15 protein-coding genes and 1 pseudogene are annotated in these 18334 nt (G+C 68.9%); 7 read left to right on the forward strand and 9 right to left on the reverse strand.

All coding sequences use genetic code 11. The annotated features are described in order from the left end of the window. The first annotated feature begins 14 nt into the window (after window positions 1–14). The 4 genes from BLT27_RS01325 (at window position 15) to BLT27_RS01340 (ending at window position 6237) form a co-directional block, all read left to right on the forward strand. Window positions 15–869, forward strand: a complete 855-nt coding sequence (locus BLT27_RS01325; protein ID WP_089731224.1) for a CBS domain-containing protein — start codon at window positions 15–17, stop codon at window positions 867–869. Beyond that, window positions 862–2592 (forward strand): glycine--tRNA ligase, encoded by a 1731-nt coding sequence (gene glyS / locus BLT27_RS01330; RefSeq protein ID WP_089731225.1) that lies wholly within the window; start codon window positions 862–864, stop codon window positions 2590–2592. The genes BLT27_RS01325 and glyS overlap by 8 nt, the downstream gene beginning before the upstream one ends. A 1-nt stretch (window position 2593) precedes the next feature. Further along, window positions 2594–3211: a diacylglycerol/polyprenol kinase family protein gene (locus tag BLT27_RS01335; RefSeq protein WP_089731226.1), complete on the forward strand. Its 618-nt coding sequence runs from the start codon at window positions 2594–2596 to the stop codon at window positions 3209–3211. A gap of 581 nt (window positions 3212–3792) precedes the next feature. Continuing rightward, complete coding sequence (locus BLT27_RS01340; protein ID WP_089731227.1) at window positions 3793–6237, forward strand: DEAD/DEAH box helicase; 2445 nt, start codon at window positions 3793–3795, stop codon at window positions 6235–6237. 15 nt (window positions 6238–6252) lie between these two features. Here the strand turns inward: BLT27_RS01340 and BLT27_RS01345 are convergent, their stop codons facing one another. Next, the gene (locus BLT27_RS01345) at window positions 6253–6882 is read right to left on the reverse strand and encodes an Sjogren's syndrome/scleroderma autoantigen 1 family protein (RefSeq protein WP_089731228.1); all 630 of its coding nucleotides are present in this window, start codon (window positions 6880–6882) and stop codon (window positions 6253–6255) included. 242 nt (window positions 6883–7124) lie between these two features. On the opposite strand from BLT27_RS01345, the gene BLT27_RS01350 reads away from it, so the two are divergent. Both BLT27_RS01350 and mdh read left to right on the forward strand, forming a co-directional pair. After that, window positions 7125–7844 carry a cohesin domain-containing protein gene (locus BLT27_RS01350; RefSeq protein WP_089731229.1) on the forward strand — a complete coding sequence of 240 codons (720 nt, stop codon included), beginning with the start codon at window positions 7125–7127 and terminating at the stop codon, window positions 7842–7844. A gap of 87 nt (window positions 7845–7931) precedes the next feature. Then, entirely contained in the window at window positions 7932–8846 is a 915-nt protein-coding gene (mdh, locus tag BLT27_RS01355) for a malate dehydrogenase (RefSeq protein WP_089731230.1), read from the forward strand. 8 nt (window positions 8847–8854) lie between these two features. On the opposite strand, the gene BLT27_RS19545 is transcribed toward mdh, so the two are convergent. From BLT27_RS19545 to BLT27_RS01390, 8 genes are all read right to left on the reverse strand, one after another. Then, complete coding sequence (locus BLT27_RS19545) at window positions 8855–8995, reverse strand: hypothetical protein (RefSeq protein WP_175526335.1); 141 nt, start codon at window positions 8993–8995, stop codon at window positions 8855–8857. 62 nt (window positions 8996–9057) lie between these two features. Further along, window positions 9058–10077 (reverse strand): Brp/Blh family beta-carotene 15,15'-dioxygenase, encoded by a 1020-nt coding sequence (locus BLT27_RS01360; RefSeq protein ID WP_089731231.1) that lies wholly within the window; start codon window positions 10075–10077, stop codon window positions 9058–9060. Beyond that, window positions 10068–10853 (reverse strand): lycopene cyclase domain-containing protein, encoded by a 786-nt coding sequence (locus BLT27_RS01365; protein WP_089731232.1) that lies wholly within the window; start codon window positions 10851–10853, stop codon window positions 10068–10070. The genes BLT27_RS01360 and BLT27_RS01365 overlap by 10 nt, the downstream gene beginning before the upstream one ends. Window positions 10854–10920: 67 nt before the next feature. Continuing rightward, window positions 10921–11652, reverse strand: a complete 732-nt coding sequence (locus tag BLT27_RS01370) for a bacteriorhodopsin (protein ID WP_089731233.1) — start codon at window positions 11650–11652, stop codon at window positions 10921–10923. A gap of 245 nt (window positions 11653–11897) precedes the next feature. Continuing rightward, a complete protein-coding gene (locus BLT27_RS01375) occupies window positions 11898–13877 on the reverse strand; it encodes a bacterio-opsin activator domain-containing protein (RefSeq protein WP_089731234.1) in 1980 nt (659 codons plus the stop codon). 51 nt (window positions 13878–13928) lie between these two features. After that, window positions 13929–14177 (reverse strand): ferredoxin, encoded by a 249-nt coding sequence (locus tag BLT27_RS01380; protein ID WP_089731235.1) that lies wholly within the window; start codon window positions 14175–14177, stop codon window positions 13929–13931. A gap of 60 nt (window positions 14178–14237) precedes the next feature. Further along, the gene (gene cgi121, locus BLT27_RS01385) at window positions 14238–14762 is read right to left on the reverse strand and encodes a KEOPS complex subunit Cgi121 (RefSeq protein WP_089731236.1); all 525 of its coding nucleotides are present in this window, start codon (window positions 14760–14762) and stop codon (window positions 14238–14240) included. Next, entirely contained in the window at window positions 14762–17164 is a 2403-nt protein-coding gene (locus BLT27_RS01390) for an ATP-dependent DNA helicase (RefSeq protein WP_089731237.1), read from the reverse strand. Before BLT27_RS01390 ends, cgi121 begins: the two co-directional genes overlap by 1 nt. A gap of 907 nt (window positions 17165–18071) precedes the next feature. Between BLT27_RS01390 and BLT27_RS01395 the strand changes: the two are divergent. After that, window positions 18072–18334: pseudogene (locus BLT27_RS01395) on the forward strand (IS5/IS1182 family transposase); the annotation flags it as partial.

An 18334-nucleotide genomic window follows, 5' to 3' on the forward strand; every position in this document is an offset into this window, starting at 1 on the left:
CGTATCCCGCCGGTATGAAAGTTGCCGACGCGATGACGCCCCGTTCAGAGTTGGTCACCGTCGAGCTGCCGGGCACCCGCGACGACGTGCTCGAGTATCTCCAGGAGTACGGTTTCTCATCGGTCCCGGTCGTGAAAGAGACGGACGGCGTCGAGGCGTACCGCGGTCTCGTCTCGCGGGACCTGCTCATCGAGCGCCCCGACGAGGACCAGCTGGCGCTGCTGATGGACGAGGAAGTGCCGACGACGACCCAGGACACGGACCTCACCGAGGTCGCGCGCCTCATGGTGGAGGCTGGTGCGCGCCGGGTGCCGGTGGTCGACGGCGAGCTCGAGGGTATCGTCACCATCACCGACGTCATCCACGCCATCGCCCGCGAGAACGTCGAGACGGACGCGGTCGTCGGCGACGTGGCGACCCGCGACGTGAACACCACCTACACCGGCACGCCGCTGCCGGTCGTCGAGCGACAGCTCTACTACGCGAACGTCCCGTACGCGGTCGTGCTCGACGACGAGACCGACCTCGCGGGGATGGTCACGGAGGTCGACATCGTCGAGGTCGCTCGCATCGTCGAGGGCGAGGACGACACCGGCGACTCCATCGCCGGCCAGGACGACGAGTGGGCCTGGGAGGGAATCAAGGCCGTCGGTGGCCGCTACCTGCCGACCCGGAACGTCGAGATCCCCGCGACGCCCGTCTCCGAGTTCATGACCGAGGACATCGTCACGGTCTCCGCGAAGAAGACGATCGTCGAGGCCGCCCAGCTGATGGTCCGGCACGACATCGAGCAGGTCCCGATGGTGTCCGGCGAGCCGCTCGTCGGCATCGTCAGGGACATCGACCTGCTGGAGGCGCTGTATGACTGAGACGGCGGACGTCGTCGAGCTCGCGAAGCGACGGGGCTACTTCTTCCAGGCCAGCGGCGCGTACGGCGGTGTCTCGGGCTTCTACACGTTCGGCCCGCAGGGCGCGGCGCTCAAGCGCAACATCGAGGACGCCTGGCGCGACCGGTTCACCATCCAGGAGGGCAACCTGGAGGTCGACGCGCCGACGGTCGCCCCCGAGCCGGTGTTCGAGGCGTCCGGCCACCTCGACGGCTTCGACGACATGCTCGTCGAGTGCCCGGAGTGCGGCGAGAGCCACCGCGCGGACCACATCATCGAGGACAACACCGATATCGAGGAGGCCGAGAGCTACCCCATCCCGGAGGTCGAGGAGCTCATCGCGGAGTTCGAGCTGGTCTGCCCGAGCTGCGGTGCCGGCCTCGCGGGCCAGGCGGTGACGGCGTTCAACCTGATGTTCGAGACGAGCATCGGCCCCGGCTCCTCCCAGCCGGGCTACCTGCGGCCGGAGACGGCACAGGGCATCTTCGTGGAGTTCCCGCAGCTGAAGGAGTACGCCCGCAACCAGCTCCCCTTCGGCGTCACCCAGATCGGTCGCGCCTACCGCAACGAGATCTCGCCCCGGAAGTCGCTGCTCCGGGTCCGGGAGTTCACGCAGGCCGAGCTCGAGCTGTTCGTCGACCCCGAGGAGGACGAACCGGACCTCGACGCGGTCCGCGACGTGACCGCGCCGCTGTACTCCGCGGAGATGCAGGCGGACCCCGACGCCGCGACGACCGAGTGGACCATCGGCGAGGCGGTCGACGAGGGCGTCATCGGCGACGAGTGGGTGGCGTACTACCTCGGCGTCGCGACGGAGTGGTACGACCGCGTCGGCGTCGACATGGAGCGGTTCCGGTTCCGCCAGCACCTCCCCGGCGAGCTGGCGCACTACGCCGCGGACTGCTGGGACGCCGAGGCCGAGGTCGACGGCGACTGGATCGAGCTCGCCGGCTTCGCCTACCGGAGCGACTACGACCTCTCGAAGCACGCCGAGCACTCCGACGACGACTTCACGCTCTTCAAGCAGTACGACGAGGCGAAGACGGTCGAGCGCGCGACGGTCGACCCGGACATGAGCTACCTCGGTCCGGAGTTCGGGGGCGCGGCCGCCGGCATCGCCGAGGCGCTCCAGTCGCTCGCCGAACGCGACCGCACGGCCTTCGACGGCGACTCGGTGTCCGTCGAGGTCGACGGCGAAGCCTACGAGATCCCGACCGAGCACGTGAACTTCAGCGTCGACGAGGTGACCGAGTCCGGCGAGCACATCACGCCGCACGTCGTCGAGCCGTCGTTCGGCGTCGACCGCGCGCTCTACACGGTCGTCCACCACGCCTTCAGCGAGGACGAGGTCGAGGGCGAGCACCGCAACTACCTCTCGCTCGAACCCGAGGTCGCCCCGACGTTCGTCGGCGTGTTCCCGCTCACCGACCAGGACGGACTGCCGGAGCGCGCCCGCGAGGTGGCACAGGAGCTGCGCGACGCGGGCCTGTCGGTCACCTACGACGACTCGGGCTCCATCGGCCGGCGCTACCGCCGGCAGGACGAGGTCGGCACGCCGTTCTGTGTCACCCTCGACGGCGACCCGCAGGGCACGGCGACCATCCGCGAGCGCGACTCCACGGCCCAGACCCGGGTCGACCTCGACGACCTCGTCGAGACGCTGACCGCGCTCCGAACAGGCGACGCGACGTTCGACGACTACTGAGATGGACGACGAGGTCGCCAGACGGCTGGTCCACGCGAGCGGGTCGATACTGCCGACTGCGTGGGTCGTCGGCCAGCTCGACGCCGTCCCGGAGCTCCCCTGGCAGGTGGTCCGGTACGTGCTCGTCCTGGCGACCGTCAGTGCACTGGCCCTGGAGGTCATCCGGCTGTTCGTCGGCCTCGACTGGGCAATCTTCGAGAAGCTCACCCGCGAGTACGAACAGGACAACCTCGCGGGCTACGCCCTGTACATGTTCGGCGGGACGTTCGCGGGCCTCCTGTTCGTCCCCGCGGTCGCGGTGCCCGCGATGTACATGCTCACCCTCGGCGACCCCATCAGCGGCCTGCTCGGCTCGGGCGAGCTGCGGCGGGTCAAGCGCCTGCGCGTCCTCGCGACGATGTTCGCCGTCTCGCTCGTGTTCGCGCTGCCGTTCCTGCCGACCGTCGCGGCCGTCGGTGCCGCCGTCGCGGCCACGCTGGCCGACGGCGTCAAGCCGGTCGTCGCGACGTACGTCATCGACGACAACCTCACCATCCCCATCCTCGCGTCGGTGACGGCCGCGGCGGTGCTCGTCGGGACGGGCGAGCCCGTCGACGCGGTCGTGACGGTGTTCGCGTGACGCGGCCGCGGCGACGTACGCGCCCGCGTCGCACCGTCCCTACGCACATAGGACGAATCTTCTCAGCCGAACGGCGGGCACACTCCGGGTGCAGCATGACCACACTCGAACTCGTCATCGCGGCCGCGGTCGTCCTGCTCGTGCTCGCCGTCGTCGTCGCCGTCCTCGGCGACGAGGAGCTGCTCATCGAGCTCGTCGGTGAACTCATCGACTGACTTCCCCGGCCAGGTCACGCGTGTTGACGCGTCGCCCGGCGGAGCGTCAGCTCGAGTCGCCGGCACTGGCAGCGACGAGAGCGACGAAGCTGATGCCGACCCCGAGCAGCATCGTCCAGTAGCCGATATCGGGGGTCAGAGTGAGGTTGTCGCCGAGGAACAGGAACCCGCCGAACAGGGTTAGCGTGGCACCGAACAGTGTACGTTAAGCTGAGACATACTGCTGGTTGTCCAGCCACTCCCGCGACGTAAAAGTGTCTGAAACGAGATAGCATCCGGAACGGCGACAGGTGGATTCCGTCCGCCGTTTCACTTCCACCGCGGTCGGCGAACCCTTAACCGGGACGACGCCCAAACCCGCGGTAGATGGCGACGACGGACAGCGACGGGGAGTCCATCGAGCACGCACTGCTCACGCCCGGATTCCTCGAACGACGGCTCTACCAGCTCAGACTGGCCGGTACCGCGACCAAGGACCACACCCTCGTCTGCCTGCCGACCGGCCTCGGGAAGACGACGGTCAGCCTGCTGGTGACCGCCCGCCGGCTCGACGAGGTCGGCGGGAAGTCGCTGCTGCTCGCGCCGACGAAGCCGCTCGTCCAGCAACACGCCGAGTTCTACCGCGAGGCCCTCACCATCCCGGACGACGAGATAGTCGTGTTCACGGGCGACGTGAGCCCCGAGGACCGGGCGGCGCTCTGGGCGGATGCCACCGTGGTCATCGCGACGCCACAGGTCGTCGAGAACGACCTCGTCGGCGGCCGCGTCTCGCTGCGGGACGTGACCCACCTGACGTTCGACGAGTGCCACCGCGCCACCGGCGACTACGCGTACAACTTCATCGCCGAGCGCTACCACGGCGACGCCGCCGACCCCCTGGTCACCGGGATGAGCGCCTCGCCCGGCGGTGACGCCGAGGAGATACAGGAGGTCTGTGAGAACCTCGGCATCCGCGAGGTGGAGGTGATGACCGAGGACGACGCCGACGTCGACGAGTACACCCACGACACGGAGGTCGAGTGGGAGAAGATACAGCTCCCCGACGAGGTCATCGAGATACGCGACGCGCTCAACGACGTCATCTCGGACCGGCTGGGCAAGCTGAAGGAGCTCGGGGTCACCCGGAAGACCTCGCCTGACCTCTCCGAACGCGAGATACACGAGATACAGGGCCAGCTCCAGCAGATGATGGACAACGACCAGTCCGCGGGCTACGAGGGGATGAGCTTCCTCGCGGAGATACGCAAGCTCCGGACCGCGGTCACCTACGTGGAGACGCAGTCCGTCGAGGCGACCTGCCGGTACTTCGAGCGCCAGCAGAACGCCGCGCGGTCGTCGGGGGCGTCGAAGGCCAGTCAGCGGATGATCTCCGAGCCGAAGGTCGAGGAGGCCATCCGCCGCGCCCACTCGTTCGACGACATCCACCCGAAGTACCGGAAGGCGCGCATCCTGCTCGCGGAGACGCTCGGCATCAAGGACGGCGAGCGCGTCATCGTGTTCACCGAGTCGCGCGACACCGCCGAGGCGCTCACCGACTTCCTCTCGAACCACTTCGAGACGCGCCGGTTCGTCGGGCAGGGCGACAAGGAGGGCTCCGACGGGATGACCCAGAAGGAACAACAGGAGACCCTCTCGGCGTTCAAGGACGGCGAGTTCGAGGTGCTCGTCTCCACCAGCGTCGCCGAGGAGGGGCTGGACGTCCCCGAGGTCGACCTCGTGCTGTTCTACGAGCCGGTGCCGACGGCCATCCGATCCATCCAGCGGAAGGGTCGGACCGGCCGCCAGACCGAGGGCAGGGTCGTCGTCCTCATGGCCGAGGACACCCGCGACGAGGCGTACTTCTGGATCTCGCGGCGCAAGGAGAAGCAGATGGAGTCCGAGCTCCGCGAGCTGAAGGGCGTCGCCGACGAGGTCGCTGCCGACCTCGACGACGGGCAGACCAGCCTCGGCGAGTTCGACGAGGGCGAGGAGGAGATGCAGCCCGGGCTGCAGGAGTTCGGGGGCGACGACGGAGACGAGAGGGAGGCTGCCGCCGCCGCCGAATCCGAGACAGCGACCGAAGAGCGCGAGGCCGCTGTCGACGAGTCCGCGACCGAGGGCGACGCCAGCGACGGCGTCGTGGCCACCGCGGAGACCGACCCCGACGAGGACCTCGCCGAGGTAGTCATCGACCAGCGTGAGATGGACTCCGCCATCCCCCGCGAACTCTCGACCCGGGACGACGTGACCACCCGACTGGAGACGCTGGCGGTCGGCGACTACGTGCTCTCGGACCGCGTCGCCGTCGAGCGCAAGTCCGTCGCCGACTTCCTCGACACCCTGACCGGGAGCGACCGCTCGCTGTTCGAGCAGCTCAGGGACCTCTCGGGGCACTACGCCCGCCCCGTGCTCGTCATCGAGGGGACGGACAGCCTCGTCGGCACCCGCGACATCCACCCGAACGCGGTCCGGGGGGCGCTCGCGTCGCTCGCGGTCGACTTCGGCGTCAGCGTCCTCCGCACCGAGAGCGAGGCCGACACCCGCGACCTGCTCGCGGTCATCGCCGGGCGCGAGCAGACGAAGAACGACCGCGAGGTGTCCGTCCACGGCGAGAAGGCGAAGAAGACACTCGCCGAGCAACAGGAGTACGTCGTCGGGGCCATCGCGGATATCGGCCCGGTGACGGCCCGGTCGCTGCTCGCGCACTTCGGCACCGTCGAGGACGCGCTGTCGGCCACCGAGGACGAGCTGCTCGCCGTCGACGGCGTCGGCTCCGTCACCGCAGAACGGATTCGCGAGGTCGTCGGGAGCCAGTACGAACCCGGACGGTAGGGACGGATTCTCGTTTCAGCGACCGCGCAGCGCCGCCAGCGTGTCGCTCGCCTCGCGGACGGTCTGCAGGTACTCTCGCGCTCTGGCGGGGTCGTCGGTGTTCGCGGCGGCCGCGCTGAACCGCCGGATGGTCGCCTCGATGGCGGCGGCCGCGTCGTCGAACTCGGTGGCGTCGGTCGGCGTCGTCGGCGTTCGGTCGTCGACCCGTGGCGTCCGCTCGATGGGCTCAGGAGCGGGCGTTCGGTCCGGCGTCTCGGCTGTCCCCGTCGGGGTGGTGGTACGGGTACGAGCCGGCCCTTCCGTGGCCGGCTCGGGTGCCGGCTCCGTCCCGGGGTCCGACGCCTCGTCCAGCTCGGGTGCCGGCTCCGTCTCGGAGTCGCTGGTGGACTGCTGTTGCTGCTGTTGTCGCTGCTGCTGTTGTTGCTGGGCGGCCGCCTGTCCCCCACCCTGGCAGGACGGACAGAACTCCTGGCCGTTCTGGCGGAAGACGGGGTCGCCACAGCGGTCGCAGTGCCTGTTCGTCATCGTCGCGCCCTTCAGCAGGAGTTCGCTCATCCGACGTGTCTGCTCGCGTTCCTCCTCCTCGGTCGCGAACTGCTCGCGGAGCTTCTCTCGTTCGGCTTCCTTGTCGAACTCCTCGCTCATGGTGGGTGGAACGTGTGCGAAGTCGAAAAGGGTACTGCCATCGACTCGCCGGGTGGGCACCCATCGTCCGGGACGCGACGCTCGTCCAGCAGTACATCGTCGGGCGGAGTCCGCGAACCGCCAGGGGTCCTGGGCCGACCGTCGGCCTCGCCGCCACCGCGAAACGGCAGCCGACCACGCCTATTTTTCGCCCCGATGTATCCTGTACGTTTATCTCGCTGTAGCCGAAAGCCGAGGTAACGATGGCATCGAAACGTCACGCGTCGGGGCTCGTCGTGCTCGTGGCCCTGGCGATGGTCTGCGGGGCGCTCGCGCCGGGCGTCGTCGCGGCCGAGCAGTCCGAGGCAACGATCGCGGTCGGCGACGCGAGCGCCGAGCCGGGCGAGACGGTGACCGTGGCGGTCGCCGTCGAGGGGGAGAACGTCGCGGGCTACCAGGCGAACCTCACGTGGGACCCGTCGGTCCTGCGGTTCGAGTCCGTCGAGGGCGCCGACTTCTCGGACCCGGTGCAGAACGCGAACGAGGGCTGGGTGTTCATGACCCAGTCGCAGTCCAGCGGGACGCAGTCGCCGACGGTTGCACGCGTCACGTTCACCGTCGTCGGTGACGCTGGCGACGAGACCGACCTCGCGTTCGTCGAGGCGGACACCTCCGCGAACGACGAGTCGAGCCAGCTGGCGACCGCGGTCAAGGGCGGCACCGTCACGGTCGACGGGAGCGGCGCGGACGTCGACGCCGACGGTGACGACGCCGCCGCGGACGACGGGACGGCCGGCGGGACGAGCAGCGGCGACGGCGAGGACCCCGCCAGCGGGGGCAGTACCGACACCGGCACGTCGGACGGCGACGGCGGGACCGGTGGCCTCTCGCCGACGCTCGTCGCCGGCGGTGTCGGCGGTGCGGCCCTCGTGCTCGGTGCGGGCTACGTGCTCGGCCAGCGCAGCGGCGGGGGCGGCGAGTGACCGACGCACCGGGACCACGCGCGTGCGGTCGCCAGCAATGCCGACTTCGACACGTTTAACCGAGAATCGGGAGCAGTTTCGAGTGTTATGGCGAAAGTTAGCGTAGTCGGTGCGGCCGGCACCGTTGGGGCCGCCGCAGGCTACAACCTCGCGCTTCGTGACGTGGTCGACGAGCTCGTCTTCGTGGACATCCCGGACAAGGAAGACGAGACGGTCGGCCAGGCCGCGGACGCCAACCACGGCATCGCGTACGACTCGAACACGACCGTCCGCCAGGGCAGCTACGCGGACACGGCCGGCTCGGACGTCGTGGTCATCACGGCGGGCATCCCGCGCCAGCCGGGCCAGACCCGCATCGACCTCGCGGGCGACAACGCGCCCATCATGGAGGACATCGGCTCCTCGCTGGCCGAGCACAACGACGACTTCGTCACCGTGACGACGTCGAACCCGGTCGACCTGCTCAACCGCCACCTGTACGAGGCGGGCGACCGCGACCGGAACAAGGTCGTCGGCTTCGGTGGCCGACTCGACTCCGCGCGCTTCCGCTACGTGCTCTCCGAGCGCTTCGACACGCAGGTCGGGAACGTCGAGGCGACCATCCTGGGCGAGCACGGCGATGCGCAGGTCCCGGTCTTCTCGAAGGTCCGCGTCGACGGTGCGGACCCCGAGTTCAGCGACGACGAGAAGGAGGAGATCCTCGGCGACCTGAAGGAGTCGGCGATGAACGTCATCGAGCGCAAGGGTGCGACCGAGTGGGGCCCGGCGACGGGCGTCGCCCACATGGTCGAGGCCATCCTGCGCGACACCGGCGAGGTGCTGCCGGCGTCGGTCAAGCTCCAGGGCGAGTTCGGCCACGACGACGTCGGCCTCGGCGTCCCCGTCAAGCTGGGCAGTGACGGCGTCGAGGAGGTCGTCGAGTGGGACCTCTCGGAGTTCGAGCGCGACCAGCTCGGCGAGGCGGCCGACAAGCTCTCCGAACAGTACGAGAAGATCGCGTAACTCGGTTTCTACGTCGGTTCGTCGCCGTCACGCTGCGACGGTGGCCCGGCGACCTCGATGCGTGCGGAACGTGCCTGTGCCTCCGATACCCGAACGTCGAGCAGTTCCGCCCACTCGCGGAGACGAGCGGTGTAGTCGTCGGTCGACATGGTTATGGGATGCATCGACACCGAATATCATAACTGTTGTGTCGGAACCGTTCGGTCCGGCGTCAGGTCTCCCCCGCGGACCAGACGCCCTGGGCCCGGTCGAGCGCGCTCACGACGAGGAAATGCGGGAGCGTGAGCACGGCGAGTAGCACCAGATACGCCGCGACGGCCCCCTCGACGCCGGCGGGCGTCCGTGGCACCGTGACCCAGACGGCGGCGAGGACGGCGAGCGCGCCGACGGTGTTCGGCGCGGCGTCGCGAACGTACCGCAGGGCGGCGGTCAGCCGGTCGCCGCGGGCGAGTGCGTCGACCGACGGCTCGTCGAGCAGCACGGTGCGGACGACGTGGCGGAGCGAGTGCCAGAGCGTGAAGTAGAGCCCGACAGCCAGCAGCGGCGGGACGAGCCCGAAGAAGGCGACGAGCAGCCCGGTCTCGGCGGCGTCGAGGCGCCACGTCTCGCCGTCGACCCGGTAGCCGACGGCGAGGGTCGTCGCGAACAGCACGGCGAGGGCTCCTGCCACGACGGTGCGAGCCGCCGGCGTGAACGCCCACGCGACGGCGTCCGGGCCGACACCGAACAGGCCGACGGTCCACGCGAATACCCGCTCGTAGATGCCGGGGAACGCGACGAGCGGGACGAGCATCGGGAGGGCGCCGCGGGTCGCGACGAGCAAGGCGGTGTGGCCGCGCGACGCCGGGTAGCGCCCGTCGGAGCGTTCGGAGAGCACGTAGCAGTCACCCTGTCCCCAGTGGACGAGCGTGAGGGCGATGAAGAAGACGAACGACGCGACGGGCGCGAGGAACCACGCGACGAGGTACGCCCCGCCGAGGACGAGGTAGACGGCGGCGACGAACAGGTACGCCCGCTGCGAGAGCCCGCTGTGGGCGGCGACGACGTGGTCGGTCGCGCCGTGGGGGAGCCCGAGGACGAGCACGCTGGCGACGAGCGGCACCGCCGCGAGGGTGGGCGACACCTGCGCGCCGAGCGCGAACGCGGCCGCGACCGCGGCGAGGACGAGCCAGACGGGAGCGAACAGCACCTCGACGGTCCGCTTGCGGACGGCCGTCCCGCTCACCGCCATCGCTCGACCACCCGGTGGAAGAGGACGATTCCCTGGACGACGAGCAGGTTCGTGACGAGGAAGAAGGTCATCTCCTCGACGGGGAGCCCGAGAAGGCCGACGCCGGTGGTGTGGGTCGGCGAGATGGCCCAGATGCCGAGCTCGATCGCGAGCCAGTCGGCCGCCCAGAGGTAGCCCGTCGGGACCGCGACGAGCAGGGCCAGCCGCCGCCGGATGGTCCAGAGGAAGCCGCCGCCGATGGCCCACTGAAGCGCGAGCACCGGCGCAGCCCACGCGAGTATCGCGCCGAGGTAGTACCCCGGGCCGGTGGTGACCGCCCAGAGGCCGACGGCGGCGACGGCGAGCCACGCGAGTGCACCGCCGACGCGCGGGAACGTCATCGTCGCCGTGTCCCTCGGTACCGGCGTGGTGACGTAGCCGCCGTCGGTCGTCACGTCGGCCGCCGGGGGGTCGTTGGGGGCGGTGCCGGCGTCGGCCCAGCCGCGGTGATAGATCCAGAGCGCTGCCAGCACCGGCTGGAGCGCGATGAACAGGTACTCCTCGACGGGGGCCAGCCAGATGCGCGCGGTGACCGCGCCGTCGGCGTACCACCAGACGCCCTGTCCGATGAGGTAGTTGTCCCAGGGTGTCGTGTACACGAGCGCCGCCGCGACCATCAGGCCGGTTGCGACCCCGGCGTGGCGACGACGCTCGCGCCGACCCCTGCGGACCAGCATCGCGATAGGGATACCCACGAACACGACGAGGAACGCGGTGTACGACGGGATGCTGGTCATCGGGATGGGATGTGTTGAACGGTTACAGCGGTGTCTCGGTGGCTGTGCGGTGTGGTCGGGTGGCGATTCAGGCCGCTTCCGGGCTCTCCGCGGCACCGGTGTCGGTCTCGACGGAGTCGAGGACGGCGTGGCTCCGCAGCAGCAGGAAGCCGAAGCCGACCTTCGCGCTCAGGTCGAGCACCATGAAGATGGCCGTCTCGGGAACGATGCCGACGATGGCCAGCCCCTCGGTGCCGACGAGCCACACCACCGGGTAGGCGAACCAGAGCACCATCGTCAGGTTCCGGAGCGTTCCGAACAGGCTGCCGACCTCGCCGGGCTGCTCCTGGGCGCGGGCGGTGAGCCGCCCGACCAGGAAGTACAGCAGGACGAGGAAGAAGCCACAGCTGATGCCCCACCAGGCGATGCGGAGGGCCGCGCCCTCGGTCGCCAGTGCGCCGCCGAGCCCCGTGACGATCATCGCGATGTCGAGGCCGACGAGCGTCCCGATAGTGTTCCGGCTCGCCCCGGCGAGCAGCGCGAGGTCGAGCAGGAGCAGCGGCGTGGTGAACAGCCAGTCAGCGTACCGCGCCCAGTACACGGGGTAGTCGTGATTCGGGATGTCGATGACGCCGAACCCTGTCGCCATCGAGAAGTACGACACCGCCGCGATGGCTGGGATGAACGTCGTGACGATGTAGTACGTCTTCTTGCGCTCGTCCGTCTCGTTCCAGCCCATCGCGAGGAACGCGAGGGTGCCGAGTGTCATGCCTGCCGTGCCTATCCATAGCCAAATCGCTTCGTCTCCTGGTACTGCCATGGTACGGGTAGACGTACGATGTCCGCTTGATTATGATGAGTGCCGAACTAGTTGTGCTCTACCCACAGCACATATGTGGCTTTACTAACTGATTGGGTGTGGGATGTAAAAATTGCCTGCTATATCGTGGTGTGGTTTAACATGACCCGATTCACGCGGCCGAGGTCCGGTGACGCATTCGGCTCCTATACCGAACTGGTTGGGATTGGCGGGGGCAGGCGTTTTCTAATACCTACCTAGTTGGGCTACGGGCGGTCGAAGAACTCGCCGACGAGCTTGCGTTCGGCCGCACGGAGGTGCTGATGGTACGTCGAGCGAGCGATGCCCATCGACTCCGCGAGGTCGTCTCCGCTCGTCGGGCGCGGCCACTCGAAGAAGTCCCCGAAGTACGCCCGCTGGAGGGCGGTCAGCTGGCGGTCGGTCAGCTCGTCCTCTAGCGCGGCGATGAACTCCTGTTTCGTCGTCGCGGCGCGCTGGCGCTCGCGGTACGCACCCAGGCTGACCCCCCCGAACGCCTGCTCGACGTTGTCCACCACGGTCCGCGCGTTGGCCTCCCGGGGGAGCTCGACCTCGACGGTCGTCGTCTCCGGCGACGCCTCGATGTCGGTCACGTCGCCGCCGTACTCCGCGAGCGTCGAGAGCAGCCCGGAGCTACCGATGCTGAACTCGACGAGCGCGATGCCCTCGTTCCGGGTGATGACCTTCGCCGCGGCCACGTCGTCGTGCTCCTCGGCGATCGCGACCACCGCGTCGGGGTCGTCCGACTCGACGGTGAAGAACATCCCGAGCGTGTCGTCGTCGCGGTACACCGACCCCGCGTACGAGAGCGTCGCGTCCGCGCGCTGGGCCACGTCCACGAAGAACACCGACCGGTCGTCGACGTGGAACGAGAGCTCGACGATGTCGTCCGCGGTCAGCGTCCGGCGCGTCTCGGCCGCCGACACCGCCGTCGCGACCATCCGGCCGAGCGCGGCGAGGATGGTCGCCTCGCGTTCGTCCAGCGCGTCCGCGTCGGAGGTGTACACCGTCAGCACGCCGTAGCGGGCGTCGCGGTACACCAGCGGGATGGCCGCCAGCATCTCGCATCGGTCGTCGGTTCTCGCCTCGTGCCACGCCGCCGTCGGTAGCCCCTCGACGGCCGCGACCTGCACCTCGCCGGTCTCGATGGCGCGGGCGACCGGCCCGTCGCTCCGGCTGAGCTCGAGCGCGTCGCCCTCGCTGGGCCCGCCGACGATGGCGTTCGGGCGGATGCTGTCGTCCGCCAGGTCCGGCTCGCCGACCCACGCACAGGTGTACGGGTCGGTGTCGGCGAGCAGCTCCGTGACGTTCCGTTCGATGCCCGCCCGGGTGGTCGACTCGACCAGCGCCCGCGTCGTCTCCTGGACCACGCCGTTGACCCGGTCGAGGAGGTGTTCGAGCCCCGCGCGCTCGGTGTCCAGCATCGCGGCGCGGTGTTCGGCCGTGCGCTCGGCGTCCACGCGGTCGGTCACGTCCGTCTGGAAGCCCACGTAGTGGGTCACCTCGCCCGCGCTGTTCCGGACCGGCGCGATGTCCACGCGGTTCCAGAACCGCTCGCCGTCTTTCGTGTAGTTCACCAGCTCGACCGACTCCGACTCCTGGGCCTCGATGGCGTCGCGCATCGCCTGGATCGCCTCCGGGTCCGAGTCCTCGCCCTGGAGGAACCGACAGTTCCGGCCGATGGCGAACTCGCGCTCGTACCCCGTGAGCCGCACGAACGACTCGTTGACGTACACCAGCGGCATGTCAGGTGCGTTCGCGTCCGCGATGGTGATGCCGACCGGGGCCTCGTCCAGCGCTCGCTCCTTCAGCCGGTCCGTCCCGGTCCCAGCCTCCAGGCACGCGCTGACGCGCTCGCGCAACCGGTCCTCCCAGTCGCCGGTCTGACGGCGCACGTAGCCGTCGACGTCCGCCGCGACAGCCCGCTCGGCCACCCGCTCGCTGCCCATCGCGGAACACAGCACGACCGGTACCTGCCCGTGGACCGCGCGGACGGTCTCGAGCAGCTCCAGCCCGGTCCGCTCGCCCAGGTCCTGCTCGGTCACGACACAGTCCGGCACCGCCCGCCCGATGGCAGAGAGCGCCTCGTCGTCGCTCCCGGCGATTTCGACGTCCGCGTCGGCACCGAGGTCCGTCAGTACAGCCGCCGTCTCCGCAGCCCGGTCCTCGTCGCCGTCGACGACGAGAATCCGGGGAGTCGCACTCATGAATACTCCTATCGGACTCCCACCCTAAAGCACTTGCCAGTCCTTGGCACGCTACGGCACCAGCTGCTCCCCGTCGTCGTCGTACACGACGATGGCGTCGACGGGACACGAGCGCGCCGCGAACTTCGCGTCCAGCTCCTCCCCCTCCGGTACTTCGACGGCGAACAGGTCCTCCCCGACCTCCTCTCCGCCCACGAGGTCGGCCTTCCCGTCGTCCTCGTCCTTCTCGAACCCATCGCCCCACTCCGCCACGCACTGGAACATCCCGATACAGGTGTCCCGGTCGAACTCGACTCGCATGCGCTGGCGTTCGTCCGAGACGGGTAAATGATTGACGGGGAGCGTTCCGGGCGCCCGCCGTCACTTCTCGACGACCAGCAGCGAGACGCGCTCGCGGACCAGCTCGGAGAGGGAGGCGTCGGTCGCGGCGCGCTCCGCCTCGCAGACGTCGAAGAACTCGCAGACCCGGGCCTCGTCGGTGGCCGTTTCGAGCACCTCGTCCTCGCTCCACTCGGCGGCGAGCGCCGCTGCTGCGGCGGCTTCGCGGTCGTCCGTCTCGAACGGCTCGTCGGGGAACTCGCTCACGACGACGGCGACGACCGGCACGCCGGTCCCCTCTGGCACGCCCAGTTCGAGTGCGCGGGAGATCTGCCGGCGGCCGGCGGCGTACAGCAACACCTCGACACCGGGGTCGCGGGCGATGGCGTCGTCACGACGCCAGGCGCGGGCCGCACGGTCGACCGCAACGTGTAGGTGGGCCTCGTCGACGACGTATCGCGGGTCGAACGCCTGGACGACGCAGTCGTGCTCGGCGGCGACGGTATCGAGGAACGCGAGGAGTTCGTCCACGTCGGCGACCGGCGTCCGGCCCTGGACCACCCGCATCAGAAGTCACCCAGGCTGGTCTGGCTCTGTGGTTCGTCGTCCTGCTCGCCCGTCGCGCCGTCCCCACTGTCACCCTCGCCGTCCGCGACCACCTCGTTCGCCGGGTCGACGCCCTCGACGGACGGGTCCTCCCGACCGGCGTTCTGCATGATGGTCTCCGCGGTCTTCGGCCGGTCGCCCAGCGCGGCGAGCACGACCGACTTGTCGACCGTGCGGAGGGCCTCGCGGTCCTCGATACCGGCGTCGTGGAGCCGCCGGGCGCGCTTGCGGCCGACCTCGCGCACGGAGACGAGTTCGAGTAGCTCCTCGCGCACGCCGTCCTGCACCCGTTTCTTCGCCTCGCGCACGCCGACCGTGACCGGGCCGGGGAGGTCGAGCTCGCCGGCGACGCGCTCGGTCGCGCCGAGCAGCCACTCCGCCGTCTCGACCTTCCCGCGCAGGTCGCCCGGTCCCACGTCGTAGCGCTCGGTGATGCGGTCCTCGTCGACCTCGTCGGCCCAGTCCTCCAGCAGCCGGGCGGTCTTGAGCGCCGAGAGCCAGTCCTCGAAGCGGTCCTCCTCGTACTCCGTCGGCGCGGGGCCGAGCAGCTCCGCCTCGCGCTCGTAGAACACCTCGGTGAACTCCTCCCGGTCGCCGGATTTCAGGTACAGCTCGTACATGTCCGGTGTGCGAGAGAGCAGCTGGTAGAGCCCGAGCGGGGTGGGCTTGTCGATGTCGGTGTCCGCGACGCCCGGTGCTTCGCCATCGCCGTCGTCGGCCTCCGTCCCGTCGTCGCTCCGGCTGAACGTCTGGAAGCCCGCCGTCGTCTCCTCGGCCTCGAACTCGGTCGTCGGCTCGGTCGCGCCCGCGATGGACTCCAGCCCGTCGATGATGGTCGCCGCGCTCATCGGGTCGAGGTACAGCATCGAGACGGTGTGGCCGACGTTCGTCGCGGTCAGCTCGTCGCCGTCGCGCTCGACGAAGCCGTTCTGGACGAGGTAGTCGACGACGCTGTCGGCGACGCGCTCCAGCCGCCCCTCCTCGGTGGACTGGCTGGCGTAGAGCGTCTGCTCCAGGAACGACAGCAGCCCCTCGCGGGTCCGGGCGAAGCCGGAGGCGATGGTCGCCAGCACGTGGGTCCGCATCGCCGGTTCGGCCGCCAGCTTCGACCGGACGTCCTCTGGCTCGGCGTCGATGTACCGGTCCTGTAGCTCCTCGATGTCCTCGTGGCTGTTCGCGAGCAGCACCGCCTCGCCGTAGGGGTCCCGGCCCGGGCGGCCCGCCCGCCCCATCATCTGGTGGACCTCGAGCACCGACAGCGGCTGCATCCCGGTGCCGTCGTAGCGCCGCCAGTCCCGCACGACGACCCGGCGGCTCGGCGTGTTCACACCCGCGGCGAGCGTCGGCGTCGCGCTCACGACCTTCAGCGTGCGGTCGCGGAACGCGTCCTCGACGAGCTGACGGTGCCCCCTGGCCAGCCCGGCGTGGTGGAACGCCGCGCCCTTGGCGACGGCGTCGGCGAGGTCGTCGCTGGTCTCCGCGTCGCTCACGTCGCGGATATCGTCGGCGAGCCCGGCGAGCGTCTCCTTCGTCTCGCTGTCGAGGAACGGCTCGACCACGTCGCCGAGCCGGCGGGCGGCCGCCTCCGCGTTCCGTCGGGAGTTGACGAACACCAGCGAGGAGCCGCCCTCGGAGAGCGTATCCCGCACCAGCCCGGCGGTCTGCTTCTCGCCGTCGCGGACCGGCACCTCCCGCGTGGTGTCGTCCTCGAAGTGCAGCGCCTGGCCGTAGTGGACGCCCTTCCGGAGCTCGATGGGCCGCCAGTCCGAGTCGACGAGTTCGGCGTCGAGCCACTCGGCGATGTCCCCGGCGTTGCCGACCGTCGCGGAGAGCGCGACGACCTGGAGCCCGGGGTTCACCTGCCGGAGCTTCGCGAGGGTGACCTCCAGCGTCGGCCCGCGGTTCCGGTCGTCGATGAGATGCACCTCGTCGGCGACGACGCAGGTCAGGTCCTCCAGCCACGGCGCGCCGTTGCGCACCAGCGAGTCCACCTTCTCGCTGGTCGCGACGACGATGTCCTTCTCGGCGAGCCAGCCGCCGTCGGACTCGTAGTTGCCCGTCGAGACGCCGACGCTCACGCCGAACGACTCGAACGCCTCGAACTCCGCCTTCTTCTCCGACGCCAGCGCCCGCAGCGGGACGATGTAGAGCGCCTTGCCGCCGCGCTGGACCGCCGAGAGCATCGCCAGCTGGGCGACGAGCGTCTTGCCCGACGCGGTGGGGACCGACGCGACGAGGCTCTGGCCCTCGGTCACGCCGGCCTCGACCGCCTCGGCCTGGGGCGGGTACAGCTCCTCGATGCCCTGCTCGTGGAGCTGGTCGACGAACGCCGACGGGACCCCCGGCACGTCCGCTGTCTTCATCTACCCCCACTTGGCTCCTGGCGTGGTTTAAACTGTCGTGTTCGGGGGCGTGTGTGGGGGTCGGGGTGGGGGACTCCATCCGTTAATTCGCTATGGTCATACTGATTGGAAATACTCGTCGTTGATTTTTAATCAACAGAGCAATTCGTCGTTCGTGAGAATGGGCGTGAACTCCCACTAAAAATCCGGATCGATATACTCGACGACAAAGTGACCGGGACTGTCAAGCGACCGACTTCGGAGTACGGTTCAGTTGCGTTCTCACTCAATCCAGCAGATCAGGGATTCACGCACGCAGATGTGGGTGAAGCTCTACGACCAGGCCGGAAATCAGTAGGGGTTGTCAGCACTGCCGAAATCGACATTCCGAACGAGGGGATTCCGAAATCGAACAGCATCCAGAATGCTCCGGTTTCAGCACAGTCTAGCAGCTCAGACAGTGGCTCGCAAACGGAGAGCGACGGTGTCGGTACGAACGACCACACCGATCCGGGCGGAGGGGGTGGTGGAGGGTGTAGCTCCGATACCGTCGGATTCTTGGATGCGAACTCCCTGTCTGGCTCGATGTCGGAGGACTTCCCGAGTAGATGTAGCGATGAATCTGCTGGTTCAAGCTGGACGTACGAGTTCGGGACCTCGGCCCAAGTCCGGTACAACAGCGACTGTACCGTCGCCACGGACTACGACGAGATAGCGGGGACTGGTGGTTTCAAGCGATTCCAGATGCAGGGTCACTTCAGTGATCCCCCGGATCCGTATGCCAATAGCTGCGACCAGGAGTACGGGATACCGTATCAGACCGGCGTCGAGTTCTTTGCGAACCAGACTGGCGGGACCGAACAGAATCAGGCCTCCATGGAGCGTGTCATAGAAAGCCTCCCAAGGGAGGCCGCAGGGTTTGGAAACTGTGTCCAGCAGTACCAACGCCCTGCAAGACGTAGCTTCGGTAGACGACTTCTTGAATGCGGCGGCTACCGAGACAGTACCGTTGTTCGAGTATCTTGAGTTCGATTTTCTGCTGGAGTACGACGTGTTCGCCCCCGCTTGCCGGGGGCGAACACGAGTTCACGAGCCAGCAGACCTCTTTCGTGGCTTCCTCCACTGCTACTACGAGGATGTCTACGGCACGCGTCCGGTTACACGAGAACTTCAGAACGGCCTTGTCTGGTA

This window comes from Haloarchaeobius iranensis, assembly GCF_900103505.1.
GTDB lineage: Archaea > Halobacteriota > Halobacteria > Halobacteriales > Natrialbaceae > Haloarchaeobius > Haloarchaeobius iranensis.